Consider the following 17,864-nt stretch of genomic DNA (forward strand, 5'->3'; position numbering starts at 1 on the left):
ACAATACAATCACATAAAACAATTATAAATTGTATATAAATAAAAAAGACTAGTGTGCGGCTACACACCAGTCTATGTAACTTAGCAGATTGGATTGTTCATTTATCCTATTTGTTTCTTACAAACGAGACAACCCACATTCTATTGGCATAGGTGGGTTGTTATTTTTTGAGCTTGTCAATTAATACGACAACAAACGTTAACAATGCAACGAGAAATAATCCGCCTTGCAGTAACAACGCAATTTCACTCATTTATTATCACCTCCCTTCTATCCGGAGAAGTGATAATTGAACAACCAACCATACCATAAGTTACCTCTTAATTTTACCATATTTTTTAATCTTTTACGATGAAAACCGGCAAGTCTCTCGCATGCCGGTTTTACTGATTCCTATTCTTTTATTCTCCATCTTGCACTAGTTTTCCAACAATCGCTTCATAAAATTCCCGCTCATCATCCACATTTACATGTACACGATTCACCTTTTTGGTAAACCCATATAATAACTGCGCTGTTAACGGCTCTTTTAATTTTATTTCAAAAGTAGCCGGTTCCTTTATAAATTCCATTACCGTTGCTTCGAATACTTCTTTTCCTTCTTTCTTCGTTAATACCTCGCCTTTATAAAATGTAATCTCCTTTATTTGAGTAAATGGGATTATGATTTTCTTCCCAAATCCAACTTGGATAATTACTTCCGTTTCCGTCATCATATATGGATTCGTACGAATTGCTTGTATCTCAGCTAAAAAATAAAGAATTCCATATATATTTACAATAAGTAAGCCCCAAGCAACTATCTCATTCCACTGATGAAGTAAATAATGAAATCCAATTGACTCAATTAATGTTGCGTGAATCAGCATAATATAAAACGGGATTGCTCCGGTCTTTTTATGATATGAAAAAACATGCTGACTTTCCGGCATCTTTGTACGCCACGAGAATAAAGCGTAGTACAATAATTTACATTCCGAAACAATAACATCTACTACAGTATTTCTTTTCAACACAGTATCAAAGGCTTTATCAATTGCAAAGGAGAATGATGGATATTCGTTCTTATATTGTTTATAACATCGTATAACCGTAGGCAAAGCTCTAGTAATCTTATACAGCATAAATAACTCTAAACCTATAAACGCAATTTCTCCTGCCACTAAAATATAAGAAACAAACGAAAACGACTGTAAATAATCGCTTGGAATAACAAATCTTGCGGCAATATAGCCTGCTATTACAACTGGAAATATATAAGTTAACGAATAGCGTTTACGTATAATAAAGAAATACGTAATGACTGGAATGACAATAAGAAAATCTAACAAGGACCCTAACACCATTTCCTTCGGTACAGCGGGTACAATAGGAAGTGTATATGCTAGATAATTTGATATTACAATTAAAGCTATAAAACCAATCGAAATATTTCTTCTTTTACGTGAAATGGATTTACTCATATAATCCCACCTTTTTATTTAAAAATCTCATTAAGATGATCTTTATAGAACAAAATAGCTCGTTCATATTCTTTTACACCTTCTAGTTTTACAACAGTTTCAAGCAATAATTTCATTGCTTCTTCATATTCTTTAATGTTATATTTGGCAATGGAAAGAAATACTTTCATGGTATCATTGTCTGGAAACTGTTTGATTCCAGCTTCTAACGTAACAATCGCTTTATTATATTGACCAATACAGCGATATGTGCTACCGAGTCCAATATATGCCCCACATAATGATTCTCCTTTAAGTCCATTTACAATTGCTTTTTCGTAAAATGGAACAGCTTCTGTTTCAAGTCCCATTACATCATGTATACAAGCGCATTCATAGAGGACTTCTGGATTTTGAGTAAAGTTAGTTAACCCAATGAGTATGTCCCTTGCTTGTGCATATTTTTTTCATTCCGAAATTGAATCGCTTGCTCAAATAACTGTTTCACCTGCATCGCTCCTTATTTGATCCAGAATAGATGCTACACCATCATCTTCATTACTATCCGTAATATAATATGCTAATTCTTTTAACTCTGAAATTGCATTTTCCATTGCAATTGGATAACCACATTCTTTAAACAAACCAATATCATTCCAATCATCACCAAATACCATGACTTGCTCTGCACTTATCTCATGCCTTTGGCACCAATTTAACACAGCATTCTCTTTCGAAACATTATGCCCCATAATTTGGACAAGCTGATTTTGATCTGTACAAATTACATTTACTTTATGTCGAAATTGTTCTTCTAATTTCTCATGATGAGAAAACGAGTGTAACAGTATTTTAGATACAGAGCGTTGCTTCATTTCTTCATTTGTAATCACAATAGGCTTTGTTGCTGTTATAAAATTTGTTTTTATATTTTGATTAATGTAACATGTATCTTCCACCTCAATAGCGATGAAAGAATCAGGTTCCTTCTGCGTAACAAAATTGATAATTTCTGCGGTATACATAGCACCAATTGGGTAATGGTAATTTATTTTTGTTATTTGATCCCGTAATAGAGCGCCATTGTAATACACCATCATGCCAATATTCTGTAATTCCTTGGGAAGAAACTGCTTTACAGAACGAGGAGCTCTTGCTGTCGCAAAAATAATATGTATACCTTTTCTATGGCAATCCATAACCGCTTTTATATTTCTCTCTGATACCTTCTTTTCGTTATTTAATAATGTGCCATCTAAATCTAATACAATAACTTTTATATTTTTAAAAAGCATAAGCTCCTCCTTCTATTTACATATGACCAATACTTATTTCGTTTACACGATTACACAAATCTTCTAACCTGTTTACAATCTCTTTCGCTGTTTCATCTTTCCCTTCACAAACCCAAACATTGCCATCTTCTCCAATCACATGATGAATGGCTGCATGTGAATACAGTGAATGTGGAGAATTTGCTATCATCAGATTTGCTTTTGCCTGTTCCATTCTTTCACTTGCTCGTTGGATTAATCCAGCTTCTGTGACATCGCTTTCAAGTTTAAATCCAACTAAAATCGTTTCCGGATCCCATTGTTTAATTTGTTTTAATATTTTAGGTGCCTTTTGAAAATGAACGATTGGTGCTATATCACTCGAAATCTTCCCATTCTTATCAAGTTCATTTCCTTCTTGATCACAAATTTTATCAACAATCCAATCCGATCCAGCTGCCGCCATAATCACAGCATCGATTTTCTCATGTGTAATGATACTTTTCATTTTATCTTGTAAATCAATAATACCTTCAAATGGATGTAATTCTAATTCGCTATTTGTAGCATTCGGTTTTTCAGCAAAATAACCATGTAAGTATATGACATGTGCTCCTTTTGACATCGCTTCTTCAGCAAGAATTTTTCCGATTGTACCTTTTGCTAAATTCGTATGACCACGTACTTGATCCCATTTTTCTAAACAGCCACCACTCGTAATTAAAATCTTTTTCCCCTTCATCATAACCATCCCTTACTTATTTTTCGAACGAAACCATTGTACACCAAAGTCAACAATTTCTCGTTGTTTCATTAATCTACACGTTGCATTTCCCACTTTACCAATTGTTACAGCGTTTATATGTTCAAACTCTTTTCCAATCTCAACAAACAAGTCAGAATCATAGTCCATTTCATCGAACTCTTTCCACGCCCTTACGTTATTTTCTATAATGGGTGCTCCAACTTTTATTAATTCACGTGCTCCTGTACGTATTTCAGATAAGTGAATCGATGTATTAGAATCGTAGCCTACACCTATCAACAATACATATCCATCTAAATCATATATTTTCTTTAGTGGTGAGTACTCTCCAAAACTAATTGAAAGTGAATGCTCCGCTATAATAGCCTCCGCATGTTTCCCCCATGCAGCAAAACTATTTAACGGATGATTACTACGTTTTACATTTGGATATGTACGAAAACATTCTACAACTTTCCCCATCGCGCGTGTTGGAGTTATATCCGGATGAAACGCTGGAACATTGTCTCGAATAATTTGCCACCAGTTTTCTGGAACGGGTGGCCTTACCCAGTTTTTCGGATCAGACAAATCCGACGTTTGAGTTGGCATGATAATCGTACCTTCTTCAGTAATTACATTCATTAAAGCTTCAACTACGGCGACGGCCCCACCAGATACCCAGCCAATTGAGCTCAAAGAAGAATGGACGATTACTGTCATTCCTGTTTTAAGTCCTAATGCCTGTAAATCATTCGATATAGTTTCAATTGTATTTGGTAATTGCGTTTCTGCCACAATGTCGTTTATTTTCATGATTACTCCCCCATAAGGTTCTCTCTACGCTTATAAACTATCAAATTGAATTTTAAATCTCATCAATATATTATCATATTTTTCTTAATTTTTAATCCAAACGCCAAAGAGACCTCCTAAAAAATTCTGTTCATACTGACTTATGTATCCTAGACAACTGAACCATAGCACTACTCCATATACACTTGTATTATTATGGTAAATATTATACAATAAAACCGACTGGTCGGTCTATAAAAAGAAGAATTATGAAAGACTATCACAACCTTGCATAGCGTCAACATACATAAAAGATCTTTTTCAGTCTATTTTCAAGGGAGATGAAACCATATGTTCAACTGGATCTTTGTATTCAGCATTGCTATACCAGGAATTGTTACAATGAGCTTAGCGGAACAAAAAATAAACAAAAAGTTAGAAAACACTCCAGAAACACCCTCTATCTACCTAAGTCTTTTTATCCATACTCTACTCGTTTTACTTTTTTCCGGAATGGGTGCATTTTTCTTATCAAAGATCCAAGATGGAAATATTATTTTACCGAGCAACATTGGTGAAGCAGTTCTAATTGGAGTAATTTGCTCCCTCGGACACGTTATTATATATTATGGATTCTTTAGAAAAGTTATTGATAAAGAAACGTTTCTACAAATTGAACATCAGCGCCATAGTGTAGGATTAGGAGCCAGAGTCCTATATGGCGGAGTTGTTGAAGAAATCATCTTCCGGTGGGGTCTTATGTCACTTTTCATCACGTTGATGAGTTTTTTTCATGCTGTCACTCAGATTATTGTAGTTCTTGGAATTATCCTATCTAGTATTCTATTTGCAGTCACACACTTTCTAGGTGTAAAAGGAATGAAAAAATCAAGATGGCTATATTCTTATGCTGTATTAGGAAATTTGTGGGTAGGTATTTTTTGTGGCTGGCAATTCTGGTCGAATGGTTTAATTGCCGCTATCATTGTTCATATGCTTTTCCACCTATTATTGTATCCTTGTGAACTGTGGTATCGTAAAAAGCTAGGGAATGATGAAACGACTGCTGTAAACATGTAACATTTTTCTTGCCCCCATTAAAGGTGCAATAATTGAACATGTATGAATTACCTACATATGATAAAAGCCCCCTTTTGTATTCACTTTAGAAGGAGGCTTTCAATCGTTTAAAAATAATCAAAAAAGCATGGCGGTGAATCCGGAATTAAATTCTCAAGCACCTCTATCATTTCATGCCTTCCTTTTATTCTTCCGATATCATACAAAAATGCAGGGCTTTTATAACTTAATAACATAGTTGTTAATGTTTGAATCGTTAAGGACATTCCCTCCATATTATTTGGTTCTTTCTCATATGTTATATGTAATTGTTTGTCATAATCCCACTTTAAAGAAAAAGTCCCTTTATTCCACTCCAACATTGGATCATCTATATGTAAAATTAGCTTTTCATTTTTTACATGTTTAAATGGATATTGTTTCAGAAAACCAACTACATCGACAATTCTTCCCATATAGTAAGGGGCGATTGTCTGTTTTATTTCACTATCTTCAAGTAAGAAAGCAACCGGTTCATGAACGCATGTCTTTCCTTTAACATAATACACCATTGAAAAGTGTGCACTAATGAAATTCCATAACCCTCTTCTCGCCTCTTCATTTAAGTAAATCATTTCTTCTATATAAAACTTCTCTTCAAGGACACGATAAAATAAATAGCCATGTGGAATATCTTCATCTGTATAATAAATTGCTAATTGCAAATCAATTGTTTCCTCACGAAATCGTTCTTCCCATGCAAGTGTATTTCGAACCATCGCTCCATTTGTTTTTCTAGCAAACTCATCATAAACTTTTTCTTTTTCTTTACTTTTTAATCCAACTCGCCTTACTCGGCCACTAATGTTTCCACGATACTTAGGAAGCTGTGTATCTTTAATTTGGTATTCGATGATATCAGAAATAATTTCCCAGCCTTTTTTGCGATAATAAGGAATCGAGTAAGGGAACAAATAAGAAATATATTGTCCATTTTCTCTCATCGTTTTTAAGCTTTCTTTCATTAATGAGTTCATTAATCCATGCCCTGCATATTCTGGATATGTACCAACTCCAGTAACTCCTCCCATTTCATAAATCACACCATGGATATTTATTTGGAATGGCAAAACAACAATTTGAGAAATTAATTTATCATGATCAAACCAGCCTAATGCAGTCCCTGGCTTTAATTGATGGCTTTTCTTTTGTACCATCTTCTCTTCATCATTAATCATCTTTCTAGAAACTTGAAACACATATTTCATTAAGTTTGAAAACTGATCCACTTCACTTTCCTTAATAGGTCTCATAATCAAACCTTTATAATACTTCTCATTCATTTTCATATGCTCCTTTGTAACACAAACTAAAATATCATATTATTTTTATCATTTAGTTAGTATATACAAAAGATAATAAAAACACGCATACAGCATTATCAAGACTGTATGCGTACATTTTTATAATTCCACAATTTCTCTTCCTTTTTCAGCATAACTCATATCGCCAACAGATTCGACTTTATATGCCCCATCTTTATAGAGAATTTTAGTTACACTTGCATTTTCTACTCCCATTTTTGTTTTACTACTATCAAGCATTTCTACTAATGTAGTGATCATCAGTCCATGAGATACGACTAAAACGTTACCTCCTCCATTTTTAGCGGTGTCTTCACTAATTTTATCGATTTCTTTTTTTATACGAGTTGAAAATACTTCCCAATTTTCAGCTTGTTTCGTAGTGTCTGCTTCTGCAATGAAATTCGTAATTTCTTTAATAGAGAACTTCATTAATTCAGATACTACTTTAACACCAGCAGTATCTTGCATAGCCTTCCACATATTTTCAATCTTATCGCCTTCAAAAATCCCAAAATTCAATTCACGTAAATCTTTCCGTTGTTCAAATTTTAACTTTGATTGTCCACTATACTTTAGTACTAAGTTAGCAGTTTCAATTGCACGGCCACTATCACTACTATACGCATCAACAAAAGGTATATCTTGTAGTCCATTTCCTAAACCCTTTGCTATTTCAATGCCCTTCTCTACTAATGGAGAATCTGCCCAGCCTTGTACACGTTCACTAGTGTTTAACATTGTTTTTCCATGTCTAGTAATATATAACGTAACGGTATTATCCTTGTTATTATCTGTTAAGTTCATATCTTTTTCCATATTCATCATTCATGTCTCTCCCTTTAGAGTAATCCATTGCTTGTAAAGTCACTGCTTCTTATCGACCAAAACTTAAAAATCTGCTTCCTTTACTAACAACTATATTATAATTTTATCAAAATAGTTTCATACGTGGATAAAATATATAATTTTAGTTTCCATCAATTCATATTTTTTAAACGGAACAAAAAAGAACAGACCCTTATAATTACGAATCCATTCCTTTTCTATCTTTCACTTTTTATGCTGTTATCTTTTCTTCCTTTTTCATAACAACTGCAACATAACTATGCAGAATCATTCCTACAACAACTAAACTCATTCCAATCCATGATAATGATGATGGAAATGGAGCTGATAGCCAGATTAATTCTCCGAGTAATGCAAATAAAACTTCACCTGACTGCGTTGCTTCTACTGTTGCCAATTTCTGCGGATCATCCTTTACAAGATCTGTTGCAAAGAAAAATAATACAGTCGCAATTAAACCAGAACTAATTGCTACGATGAAGCATTGAAAAACTTGGTCACTTGATGGTAATCCATTTGTAGAAACCTCATAGCCTGATAACAAAAACCAAAATGGTAAACTTGCGAGTGTCATTCCAAGAACTCGTTGAAAAACATCTAACTCTCCTTTACATACTTGCATCATTTTTCGATTTCCAAGCGGGTAAGCAAATGCTGCTACAATTACGGGCACCACACATAAAACTGTTTCACGAATCCCTAAAGAAGAAGCATGTTCCACTTGCATAAGAAGCACACCTAATAATATGACAGCAGACATCATCAATTCTTTCATTGGAATTTTTTTATGTAGCGAATTTGTTGCAAATAATGGTGTTAATAAAATCCCTGCTATAATTGTAATTTGCCATGTTGAGGCAACGAGCCATCCTGGTCCAAATGCACCTGCGAAACTAAGTGGTGCGTAAAAAAGACCGAAGCCGACAATACTCCATAACAACCACTCTTTCGGATTACTTTTCATATATTGAAAGAGTTGCTTTAAATTCCCTCTATACATGACAATAATTAAAAGTAGTGGAACCATAAAGTAATATCGTAACGATGCACTCCAAATCCAGCTTCCGCCTTGTAAATCCATCGCACGGTTTAAAATAAATGTAAAGGCAAAGAAAAACGATGCCAATACCCCCGCTGCAATTGCTTTCATCCTAAAACCCCTTATACATTTTTTCTTCTACTATATAACAGAACACAATTAATTTAAAATAAATTTCATACTACAAGTGATATCTTTGTACATTTATCTAGAATCATATCGGTACAATTTCCGCAATCGACTTATATGAGCTTGATGATACCGATTATGATCAGCTATATGCCAGATTCCCCACCTAATCGTAGCAGTTTCACCATCTTCATAATATACTTCTCGTGTTAAGTCTGCTTCTGTTAGCTTCATACATTCGTCATAAAACATATTTTGAACATCTTCATAATCCCGCATGATTTCTCGCAAAGAACCTTTTGTTGTATTAGGTAATTCTCCTTTTTCATCAAGCATAGGACCATATTTTTCTTGTAATGATAGTGGAACTTGCGCACCTTTCAAGCGATACACCCAATGTAAATCTACAACCGCTAGATGTTGAAGAATCTGCCCAATGTTATTTTCATCATTAGAAGAACCTTTGTAATGTAGTTCTTCTTTCCCTACATCCTTTACTAATTCTTTTAATCTTTTGAATGTATCACTTACAGTAGCATATAACACTGCAACGTGAGGGTTCATATCCCTTTCTACATATAAATCTTTCACTGCAATTCTCCTATCCAACTCTTAATCCTTTCATTGATCTCATGTGCCTTTTCATGATGAATATAATGCTTTGTGTTTGGAAATATAATCTGTTCCGTTCTTGAAGATATTTTTAACAGTTCATTCTGCGTTTTCTCCCAATTTTCATATCCATTATTTGTTGCGGAAAATTGCAATACTGGCAGAGTTCTTAGATCCCCTTGTTCTATTACCTTTTTACCATTTCTACTCATCCACTCTAATTCTTCTTTCATATTTCGATTATTTGTATTTTTAAGAGCCATTGAAATTTTAAGTTCTTGTAATTCTTTTGGTAAATTAGGGATATCTATAAATACGTTATCCATGATTCCAAACAATGATAACGTACGCAATATGCCGATATTTTTAGCTGTATTCATTGTATACCAACTAACTTTCATACCTATATCCATTTCAAAATTCTGTGCGTATTCCGGACTAATTCCATCGATAAAAACTAATCCCTCAATTTCATTTGGATATAATTGTGCATAACGAATACTTTCTAATGCTCCCATTGAATGTCCTACTAATATAAAGGGAGGTTTCTCATCAGACTCTATTAATAATGCATGCAATTCGCTTACAACTGTATCAATATCCCTACTTCTCTCTGTTTTTTCACTGTATCCGTAGCCAGGTCGCTCATACAGAACTACTCTATTTTCTTTTTCTAACTTATTATACAGGGGATAAAAATCTGCATACGGTGTAGTCGTTCCACTTCCTGCTGTCATAACTATCACTGGTTTATCCTCACGTTTTCCTGTTGCAAAAATGTGCATATCATGATTGTTAACTTCAATTATCTTACCAGGTACTTCCGTATAATTATTTACACAAATAGCTTGATACAGTACACTAGCAATAAAAACAATTAACGCAATAAACAAAACAATACGCTTCTTGTTTTTAAACATCAGATACTCCTTTTGGATATATTTTTAGAGAAATAAAACCATATGTTCATCATCGCGGTATATGCCATTCATTTTTAGTGCCTTTTTTTCTATCCCATACGTTGTAAAACTCATTGATTGATACAATTTTTTTGCTGCTTCATTATCTGAAACAACCCCTAAACTAATTTGCTCTATTTTTAGTTCTCTTGCCTTTTCAATTAACGCTCGAATTAAGCATTTTGCTAAGCCTTTCCCTCTACTTTGATGATCTACATACATGGCAACAAGATGCCCCTTATGCTTATATGCTGCTTTTTGTTCCGTTAGTAACGTTACTACACCCATTAGTTGATTCTCTTTATTAAAAGCACCGAATGTGTAACTAGTTTTTGAATTTAAATTTCGAACAACTTCCTCAACAGGGTTTTCTTTTTGCATCGCTTCTTCATAAGTTGTCACGAATGCTTCTGGATTCATTTGTAGTGCTTGTAAGCGTAAGTTCCAATATTGTACTGCATCTAAGTCTGATAAAACTCGAATCATTTGTATGCATCCTCTCATCATTAAATTTCTAAACTTAATCCACTTTTGTTTACATAATAATATTATATATTCAAAACTTTTTTATTAATAATTTCATATTCTTCTTTCAACATACTAAAACGATACCGATTAATAAATGCACCTTCTCGTAATCTATCATTTCTCATGATTCCTTCACAAACAAACCCAGCCTTTTCATAACTTTTTATCGCATTTATGTTATCCGCATCAACGCGTAGCCACACTTTCTCTAGACCAAATTCATAAAATCCAATTTGTAACATGCTGTATAGCGCTGCAATACCATATCTTCGCCCCCAATATTCTTTGTTACCAATTGCAATTCCTAATTCAGCATTTTTATTCGTTGTATCAAAGTTTTTTAAATCGACCCAGCCGATATGCACACCATCTCTAGTAACAATAGCTCGTTGTTCATACCCATTTTCTCGATTCATACACATCTCAATCCATCTTTTTGTCTCATCACGTGTAAACGGTGGATATTGATCAGGTACAACTAAATGTTTTGTTACTTCTTTATCTAATGACCATTGATATCGATCTTCTATATCTTCTAGTGAAAGTTCTCTTAATTGAACAATTGGTACATTCATTTTTCCATCTCCCTTTTATTTCCCTATAGAAAAACCTTCAAACAACCTGCCTCCATAGTTTTCTAAAGTGTTCTCTACAAAAGCAATAAGTTTCTTCTTCTCTCCAGTTTTATAAAAATGATCAAAAGCTTCAACAAATTGCTCTGCAAATAATTCATCATATTTTCTTAACATCCTAATAAACCATTTAGAATTTCCAACCCATTGTCCGTTTACTCGAAGTACAAATTCATGAACTAAATCAGCCAAAAGATTAGCAATAAACAATTCTTCTTCCCTCTTTGTCGCACCAATAAAATCGTCTAGTGCATCCGTAATAAAGTAACGCTTCTGTCTGATAAGTTCTTCTGTCCACTTTTCAGGACCTTTATCTAATAGTTGTTGTGCTTCCTGCTTCAAGTTCGTCACGATTTTCTTTTCTCCTTGTAAAACAATTCCCTCCGCAACAAGTTGAGGTAAAGAAGGTCGTCCTCGCTCACAATCACTTTTAAAAAATTCTTTATATGTTTTAAAATTATGTACAAAAACTTCAACTGGCCAACCATTACTAAAAAAAGATTCACGATAACAATGAGATAGACTATCATCCAATATTACAATATCAAGGTCAGATGTTTTGGTTGCTTCTCCCCTTGCAATACTTCCTCCTAATAAAGCGACGTCGCAATGTGGAAATTGTGATTCAATAATTTTTCGTGCAGCGTCAATTGCTTTCATGCTGTTCTCCTTCTTTCATTTTCTTTTTTTATTTCTTTCTCTATCCCGTGCTTTTATAATATATGCCTCTGCTTCAGGTGTTTTACATGAAGTGGCACCATGATCAACATCAACCTTTCCAATTTCACGTGCAATTGTGATTGCTTTTTGCTCAAGCTCATCATTTCGAATTCCAATCGCAATAAGTGCACTATTCATTGCTTCTTTTTTTCGATTTTTTCCAGTATGTATATGAGCCTTAATTTCTTTTAAAAATGGTAGGAAAAATTCATCTTCTAACGATTTATCCTTTATAGCAACATGAGCGAGTAAAGACCAACCCGCTCTACCAATCCATTCATCTTGAGATGCTGTCCACTTTTTCAATTTCTCTATTGCAATTGGAGACGAACTTACAGCAGACATGAGTACATCCATCAAACAATAATAATCAACCTCTTGTACCCATTCATCCAACTGCTCTGACGTGAATTTTTTTGGATCAACAATCATTGTAGCTAATGTCATTGCATCCATATTTTTTGTTTCCCATAATGACATGGCTAATTCATGATCTTTTTTGATTTTCTTCTTTAATTGTTTTAAGTTTGCAAAACTAACACCAAATAGTGGCTCTTTTGCCCCATGGTTCCTATATGTTTTACGATTTTGTTCTGTTCCACATTCCTCAAGCTGATGCATGACTTCTTCTAATATCATTTGGGCACCTCGTTTTTATGATATTTCTCCTTGCCTTAAATACGCACTTACGATATATTCGACATTATTTATTATTTTCCTAGTTTTTATTTTTAAATACGGTATGTGAAATTAAATAAACCTAAAAAAAGATGCAATGAAATATCTTACCTAACTAAAGAAGGAATTTTGATTTTTATGTTATATAATATTACACATATGCAATGAATAAGGGGGTGAATGATACATTGCTTTCGAATTTTGAATTAATGTCTATTCAGACTGAAGTTTTATTTTCTCATAATCAATTTGGAAAAATAACAAGTATTAACGAACCTGAAAGAACAGTTGCACCTCGTTTTTTTCTTGGTCATACAAAAGATGGTACGATTAGACGATATCGCTTTAATCTACCCAACGTTCTAATAAATGAGATTGAAGAATTATTTACCAATCATCCTAATCACATAGATTTAGCAAAAATTATGCACATACTAAGCGGAGAACAGCCGATACATAAAATCTGGATAGGGCCTGCTTTTGTATTTCCAAATAATCTAGATAATCCTATCCGAGCAATAAAGATTACGGAGACAAATAAAGAACTTCTTCAATACAGCTTTCCAAATTTATTACATCAGTTAAAATGGCGACAACCTTGTTTTGTAATTCTTGAAAACGAAATGATTGCTTCTATATGCTGTAGTGCAAGAAGTACAACTATAGCCGCTGAAGCAAGTGTAGAAACATTAGTGTCCTTCCAAGGGAAAGGATATGGCTATAATGTTGTAGCAGCTTGGGCGAAAGCCGTACAAGAGGAAGGTCGTATTCCTCTTTATAGCACTTCTTGGGATAATTTCGCTTCACAAGCAGTAGCAAAAAAATTAAAACTGATTAACTATGGAACTGACATTCACTTCTCTTAAAACTGCATCTATATTACTTTCTGCTATCCATTTCAGCTGATTTTTCAACTTATTTTGAGCTTGAGCCCTTCCAAACCCCTTATCACTTTCTATCCTCCTCGACAAGATGGGATCCACAAAATGAATTAATTCTACCTCCAATACTTCAAATGCTCTTTCTATATATTCAATATTTGAATGTTGGGCATGTAAACAAGCTATTTTTTCACTTTTATCACACCTTTTTCATTTTAAAAACGCATATGTACAATTATAGAATTTAGATTTTTTTAACCAACGCATTACTGTTTTTTATCCATTTCTCTTTTCATTTTCAAAAACCTGCTAAGCAAGAATAATTATCACAGTAAGAACAACAAAATCTTACATACTTTTTTACAAACTTTTTTGTACTTGTAAAAATCTTTTTTTGCATTTACCTACCTAAAATTGCTAATATAGTAGAGTAGAACTATTATAGAGAGAAGGAAAACTATGCACAATGGAATTCGAATGACAACCTTAGTAAAAAGGGCATTGTTAATTTGCGTCGGGGTATTATTTTTATACGAAGCAATGTACGGTCCAACTCATATTGCTCGGGCAAGTACGGGAGATGAAACAAAATCTGTTCAACTTGTAAGTGAAATTCAAACTGCTCTAGCTCCGAAAGAAGCTCCAAAACAATATAACGGGCAAGTTAGAAAAGTTGCTTACTTAACATTTGACGATGGTCCTGGAAAGTACACTGCTGAGCTATTAGAAATGTTGAAAAAAGAAGATGCGAAAGCTACATTTTTCCTAATTGGAGCAAACGTTAAAGCATTTCCAGATCTTGTGAAACAAGAATTAGCCGAAGGACATTATGTTGGTATGCACAGTATGACACATAACTACAAAAAGCTATATACTGAAGGACATTATGTGGATGAAATGAAAGAAGATCAAAGTTTAATTGCTGGGATTATCGGAAAATCCCCTATCTTAACACGTCCACCATATGGCTCAATGCCAGGATTGAATGAAGCGCTCCGCAATAAAGTTGCTGAAGGTGGTTTTAAGGTTTGGGATTGGACAATTGACTCTTTAGACTGGAGATATAATAAAATGCCAGTAGATGCTGCCTCGGCGCAAATTGTACAAAATGTTCTTGCTGGTGCTACAAATCCAATCGAGGTCGTGTTAATGCATGATATTCATCCACAATCAGTAAAAGCTGTGCCTGGGATCATTAAAGGTCTAAAAGAAAAAGGTTATGAACTGGAAAGTTATCAAGAAGATGAACATTTCCCATTAAACTTCTGGCATGATAAACGTATGTAATAAAAAAGACTTGATTTTCTTTATAGGAAAATCAAGTCTTTTTTTATTTTTATTTGTTTAGAAAATAGAAGTTATTAATTTTACAAGTATAGATACTAACTTTGCAAAATTAGATTGTTCCAATCACTTTCTACTAATATAGTATCTTGTATCCCCCATAAAATTAACTCCAAATTATCGTTTCTGTAGTGTGCAATAATTGTACTCTTTTCATACATTTATTATACTTTATCAATGCGGTATGTGAAATTATCAAATGTCTCCAAAATAGAAAAGCCTCCTCACAAGGATATTTATCCTTATAAGGAGACTGACGTTGATTTATTTTATTACGTTTAACCTTCTTGCGTAGTTTTTACTTTCGTCTTATTTTTATCACGATGATTATAGTTATATTTCGAACGATCTACTGGTGTAAATCCTTCTGGTGTGTAGAATCGTAATAAATCTCCGTTTACAACTTCATCAGAAAATTTAAGTTTCTGTTGAACCATTTTTTCATTTTGTTTGATTTCATCCGTTGCTTCTACTGGTTTTCCAGTGGTTGTGTCATAATACTTTCCATTAAGCGCAGTAACGGCCGGACTTACATAGTTACCATTACGGAACGGAACAACTTGTTGATGCTCTGGTGATAATAAATCGGTACCAAATTGGATATAATTCTTTGTATCGGTACCTAGTAAATGTAACAGCGTTGGAAGAACATCGATTTCTCCGCCATATTGGTGTTGAACTCCGCCCTTCATTCCTGGAACATGAATGATTAAAGGTACACGTTGTAATTGTGCATTTTCAAATGAATTAATTTCTTTACCCATGATTTGTGACATCGCTGCATTATGATTATCTGAAATACCATAATGGTCTCCATACATCACAATGATCGAATTGTCATATAAACCAGATTGCTTCAAGTAATCCATAAAGCTTTTTACAGATTCATCTAAATAACGGGCTGTTTGGAAATACGTATCTACAGATGAATCACCAGTTTTTGCTGGTTCAATTGTCGCTTCATCCTTATTAATTGGATAAGGGAAGTGATTTGATAACGTAATAAACTTCGCATAGAACGGTTGTTTTAATGTTTGTAACATTGGAATAGATTCATTAAAGAATGGTTTATCTTTCAGACCATAGTTTACAACATCTTTTTCATTCATATCATAATATGATGCATCAAAGAATTTATTAAATCCAAATGATTTATAAATATCATCACGATTCCAGAATGTTTTATAGTTACCATGGAACACCGCAGATGTATAGCCCTGCTGTCCTAAAATAGCTGGTGCTGCTTGATACGTATTATGAGCTTTGTTTGTAAATACAGACCCTTGTGGTAAACCGAATAGTGAGTTCTCTAACATAAACTCCGCATCAGATGTTTTACCTTGTCCTGTTTGATGGAAGAAGTTATCAAAATACAGTGTATTTGCATCTTGTGTAAATGAATTTAAGAATGGTGTAACTTCTTGTCCGTTCAACTTGTAATTAATTAAAAAGTTTTGGAACGACTCTAAATGAATATAGATAACGTTCATACCTTTCCCCTTACCAAAATACTCTGGGTTAGGGCTTGCATAGTTCGATGTAATATAGTTTCTTACACCGGTCATGCTATCTCCATCCGCTAAAGCACGTTCTGTCGATGCTTTCATACTTTGGATGCCATCATAAATTGTATAGTTGTACGCACCTAAGTATTTCACAATGTAGTTGCGGTCAAACGTTCTTGTTAGTAATTCAGGACGATCAGATTCTGCTAAACCTAAGTTGATGCTAAAAATCAAAATCCCCATAATAAATACAAGTGACAATTTATATTTTGCAACACGAATTGGTTTTGGATTAGCGAATTTTGTTATTACCAACACAAGCAAGATAATTGTGTCTAAGAAATATAATGGATCATATAGATGTAATAACGCTAAAATACTACCACCTAAATCTCCAAAGTTATTCGTTTGTGTTAATGTCGGGAACGTAATAAAATCGCTGAAAAAGCGATAATATACTACGTTTGAGTATAAGATAATTGACAGTAACAAATTAATAATAATTAACCAAATATAAGATCGTTTCCCTTTTGCAAATAATGCAAGTCCTAAAAATAGGACAGCTGAGCTTAGCGGGTTAAAAAATAGCAAGAATTTTTGGATTGTGTTCGATATTCCTAAGTCGAATTCTGTAACATATGCTGCATATGTTTTTAACCAGAATAAAACAACTGCAAAAATAAAGAACCCAAAATGATTACTTAACACACGCTTGCTCTTTAATAATAATTGTTTCATCTCTCCACCTCTTTTAATCATCCAAGGTTTATTTTTTATAAGTCTATCTCTGTTTTGAATTTACTTTCCCCAAACAGCCCTCACTTTTCTTTAACCTTATGAAGAATATTAGTAATTATAAGTTGAAGTCTTTATTTATTCAACTATTTCTTACCAAACATTTTTGACCTTGATATATATTTAATAAAATGCATTTGTAACATTTTTTATTTCTATCTAACTTTCTAAAAATCCGTCCGGTTATTAGGACACTCCCCACTATAAACTTTTATTCTTCACTCCGCAAACATTCTTATTTCCAAAATTACCAATTGGATTTATTGCTGCTAATTTATTCATTCTGAGAAAATTTCTTCTTACTGCGTCCTTTATATGTAAAAAATTATAATTCACATACATATTTTTTATTATTAACTTCTATAAACAACATTTAATTCCATTATTTCTCCTGTTCATTTAACATTAGCTTTGTGATACGAAAAGAATATATTTAATCTGAACAGACCGGTTCCATTTGGAAAGACATGTAATTTTTCATTATATGTAACTTCTTTTCAATATAATTTCATG

At 33.4% G+C, this 17,864-nt stretch carries 18 protein-coding genes and 1 pseudogene; 3 read left to right on the plus strand and 16 right to left on the minus strand.

The annotated features are described in order from the left end of the window. Positions 1-161: 161 nt before the first annotated feature. From JDS96_RS32170 to JDS96_RS17055, 6 genes and pseudogenes are all read right to left on the minus strand, one after another. The gene (locus JDS96_RS32170) at positions 162-254 is read right to left on the minus strand and encodes a putative holin-like toxin (RefSeq protein ID WP_001289320.1); all 93 of its coding nucleotides are present in this window, start codon (positions 252-254) and stop codon (positions 162-164) included. A 148-nt stretch (positions 255-402) separates the two neighbouring features. After that, entirely contained in the window at positions 403-1,464 is a 1,062-nt protein-coding gene (locus JDS96_RS17035) for a hypothetical protein (RefSeq protein WP_199667535.1), read from the minus strand. Between the two features lie 14 nt (positions 1,465-1,478). Further along, positions 1,479-1,957, minus strand: a pseudogene (locus JDS96_RS17040) (tetratricopeptide repeat protein). Beyond that, complete coding sequence (locus JDS96_RS17045) at positions 1,935-2,738, minus strand: HAD family hydrolase (protein ID WP_199667536.1); 804 nt, start codon at positions 2,736-2,738, stop codon at positions 1,935-1,937. Before JDS96_RS17045 ends, JDS96_RS17040 begins: the two are co-directional and overlap by 23 nt. 16 nt (positions 2,739-2,754) lie before the next feature. Beyond that, complete coding sequence (locus tag JDS96_RS17050) at positions 2,755-3,468, minus strand: phosphopantothenoylcysteine decarboxylase domain-containing protein (RefSeq protein WP_003198137.1); 714 nt, start codon at positions 3,466-3,468, stop codon at positions 2,755-2,757. A gap of 3 nt (positions 3,469-3,471) precedes the next feature. Further along, entirely contained in the window at positions 3,472-4,278 is an 807-nt protein-coding gene (locus JDS96_RS17055) for an AAC(3) family N-acetyltransferase (protein WP_018765722.1), read from the minus strand. 330 nt (positions 4,279-4,608) lie between these two features. Between JDS96_RS17055 and JDS96_RS17060 the strand changes: the two genes are divergently transcribed. Continuing rightward, the gene (locus JDS96_RS17060; protein ID WP_006095125.1) at positions 4,609-5,337 is read left to right on the plus strand and encodes a CPBP family intramembrane glutamic endopeptidase; all 729 of its coding nucleotides are present in this window, start codon (positions 4,609-4,611) and stop codon (positions 5,335-5,337) included. A 107-nt stretch (positions 5,338-5,444) separates the two neighbouring features. Here JDS96_RS17060 and JDS96_RS17065 read toward each other — a convergent pair whose 3' ends face one another. The 9 genes from JDS96_RS17065 to JDS96_RS17105 form a co-directional block, all read right to left on the minus strand. Next, on the minus strand, positions 5,445-6,659 hold the full coding sequence (locus tag JDS96_RS17065; RefSeq protein WP_033796211.1) for a GNAT family N-acetyltransferase: 1,215 nt from the start codon (positions 6,657-6,659) through the stop codon (positions 5,445-5,447). A gap of 120 nt (positions 6,660-6,779) precedes the next feature. Beyond that, the gene (locus JDS96_RS17070) at positions 6,780-7,508 is read right to left on the minus strand and encodes a histidine phosphatase family protein (RefSeq protein ID WP_080547214.1); all 729 of its coding nucleotides are present in this window, start codon (positions 7,506-7,508) and stop codon (positions 6,780-6,782) included. A 232-nt stretch (positions 7,509-7,740) separates the two neighbouring features. Further along, positions 7,741-8,679 carry a DMT family transporter gene (locus JDS96_RS17075; RefSeq protein ID WP_006095128.1) on the minus strand — a complete coding sequence of 313 codons (939 nt, stop codon included), beginning with the start codon at positions 8,677-8,679 and terminating at the stop codon, positions 7,741-7,743. A 93-nt stretch (positions 8,680-8,772) separates the two neighbouring features. After that, positions 8,773-9,288, minus strand: coding sequence for a DinB family protein (locus JDS96_RS17080; RefSeq protein ID WP_199667537.1), 516 nt, complete (start codon positions 9,286-9,288; stop codon positions 8,773-8,775). After that, entirely contained in the window at positions 9,285-10,229 is a 945-nt protein-coding gene (locus JDS96_RS17085; RefSeq protein ID WP_199667538.1) for an alpha/beta hydrolase, read from the minus strand. The genes JDS96_RS17080 and JDS96_RS17085 overlap by 4 nt, the downstream gene beginning before the upstream one ends. A 24-nt stretch (positions 10,230-10,253) precedes the next feature. After that, on the minus strand, positions 10,254-10,754 hold the full coding sequence (locus JDS96_RS17090) for a GNAT family N-acetyltransferase (RefSeq protein ID WP_199667539.1): 501 nt from the start codon (positions 10,752-10,754) through the stop codon (positions 10,254-10,256). Positions 10,755-10,816: 62 nt separating this feature from the next. After that, a complete protein-coding gene (locus JDS96_RS17095) occupies positions 10,817-11,371 on the minus strand; it encodes a GNAT family N-acetyltransferase (protein ID WP_018765730.1) in 555 nt (184 codons plus the stop codon). 15 nt (positions 11,372-11,386) lie between these two features. Continuing rightward, positions 11,387-12,088: a nucleotidyltransferase domain-containing protein gene (locus tag JDS96_RS17100; RefSeq protein ID WP_199667540.1), complete on the minus strand. Its 702-nt coding sequence runs from the start codon at positions 12,086-12,088 to the stop codon at positions 11,387-11,389. 15 nt (positions 12,089-12,103) lie between these two features. Then, on the minus strand, positions 12,104-12,787 hold the full coding sequence (locus JDS96_RS17105) for a DNA alkylation repair protein (protein ID WP_199667541.1): 684 nt from the start codon (positions 12,785-12,787) through the stop codon (positions 12,104-12,106). Between the two features lie 203 nt (positions 12,788-12,990). Between JDS96_RS17105 and JDS96_RS17110 the strand changes: the two genes are divergently transcribed. Both JDS96_RS17110 and JDS96_RS17115 read left to right on the plus strand, forming a co-directional pair. Further along, positions 12,991-13,692, plus strand: coding sequence for a GNAT family N-acetyltransferase (locus JDS96_RS17110; RefSeq protein ID WP_199667542.1), 702 nt, complete (start codon positions 12,991-12,993; stop codon positions 13,690-13,692). Between the two features lie 474 nt (positions 13,693-14,166). Then, complete coding sequence (locus JDS96_RS17115) at positions 14,167-14,994, plus strand: peptidoglycan-N-acetylglucosamine deacetylase (protein WP_018765736.1); 828 nt, start codon at positions 14,167-14,169, stop codon at positions 14,992-14,994. 335 nt (positions 14,995-15,329) lie between these two features. On the opposite strand, the gene ltaS is transcribed toward JDS96_RS17115, so the two are convergent. Beyond that, the gene (gene ltaS / locus JDS96_RS17120; RefSeq protein WP_176546740.1) at positions 15,330-17,294 is read right to left on the minus strand and encodes a lipoteichoic acid synthase; all 1,965 of its coding nucleotides are present in this window, start codon (positions 17,292-17,294) and stop codon (positions 15,330-15,332) included. Positions 17,295-17,864 lie beyond the last annotated feature (570 nt).

This window comes from Bacillus cereus group sp. N21 (assembly GCF_016483395.1).
In the GTDB taxonomy this organism is placed as follows: Bacteria; Bacillota; Bacilli; order Bacillales; family Bacillaceae_G; genus Bacillus_A; species Bacillus_A pseudomycoides.

Bases quoted from the DNA above. Each gene is read 5' to 3' on its own strand.
- JDS96_RS17095 (WP_018765730.1), bottom strand. From the start codon at position 11,371: ATGAATGTACCAATTGTTCAATTAAGAGAACTTTCACTAGAAGATATA.
- JDS96_RS17060 (WP_006095125.1), top strand. From the start codon at position 4,609: ATGTTCAACTGGATCTTTGTATTCAGCATTGCTATACCAGGAATTGTT.
- JDS96_RS17110 (WP_199667542.1), top strand. From the start codon at position 12,991: ATGAATAAGGGGGTGAATGATACATTGCTTTCGAATTTTGAATTAATG.
- JDS96_RS17070 (WP_080547214.1), bottom strand. From the start codon at position 7,508: ATGATGAATATGGAAAAAGATATGAACTTAACAGATAATAACAAGGAT.
- JDS96_RS17045 (WP_199667536.1), bottom strand. From the start codon at position 2,738: ATGCTTTTTAAAAATATAAAAGTTATTGTATTAGATTTAGATGGCACA.
- JDS96_RS17055 (WP_018765722.1), bottom strand. From the start codon at position 4,278: ATGAAAATAAACGACATTGTGGCAGAAACGCAATTACCAAATACAATT.
- JDS96_RS17075 (WP_006095128.1), bottom strand. From the start codon at position 8,679: ATGAAAGCAATTGCAGCGGGGGTATTGGCATCGTTTTTCTTTGCCTTT.
- JDS96_RS17090 (WP_199667539.1), bottom strand. From the start codon at position 10,754: ATGATTCGAGTTTTATCAGACTTAGATGCAGTACAATATTGGAACTTA.
- JDS96_RS17115 (WP_018765736.1), top strand. From the start codon at position 14,167: ATGCACAATGGAATTCGAATGACAACCTTAGTAAAAAGGGCATTGTTA.
- JDS96_RS17050 (WP_003198137.1), bottom strand. From the start codon at position 3,468: ATGGTTATGATGAAGGGGAAAAAGATTTTAATTACGAGTGGTGGCTGT.
- JDS96_RS17035 (WP_199667535.1), bottom strand. From the start codon at position 1,464: ATGAGTAAATCCATTTCACGTAAAAGAAGAAATATTTCGATTGGTTTT.
- JDS96_RS32170 (WP_001289320.1), bottom strand. From the start codon at position 254: ATGAGTGAAATTGCGTTGTTACTGCAAGGCGGATTATTTCTCGTTGCA.
- JDS96_RS17105 (WP_199667541.1), bottom strand. From the start codon at position 12,787: ATGATATTAGAAGAAGTCATGCATCAGCTTGAGGAATGTGGAACAGAA.
- ltaS (WP_176546740.1), bottom strand. From the start codon at position 17,294: ATGAAACAATTATTATTAAAGAGCAAGCGTGTGTTAAGTAATCATTTT.
- JDS96_RS17100 (WP_199667540.1), bottom strand. From the start codon at position 12,088: ATGAAAGCAATTGACGCTGCACGAAAAATTATTGAATCACAATTTCCA.
- JDS96_RS17085 (WP_199667538.1), bottom strand. From the start codon at position 10,229: ATGTTTAAAAACAAGAAGCGTATTGTTTTGTTTATTGCGTTAATTGTT.
- JDS96_RS17065 (WP_033796211.1), bottom strand. From the start codon at position 6,659: ATGAATGAGAAGTATTATAAAGGTTTGATTATGAGACCTATTAAGGAA.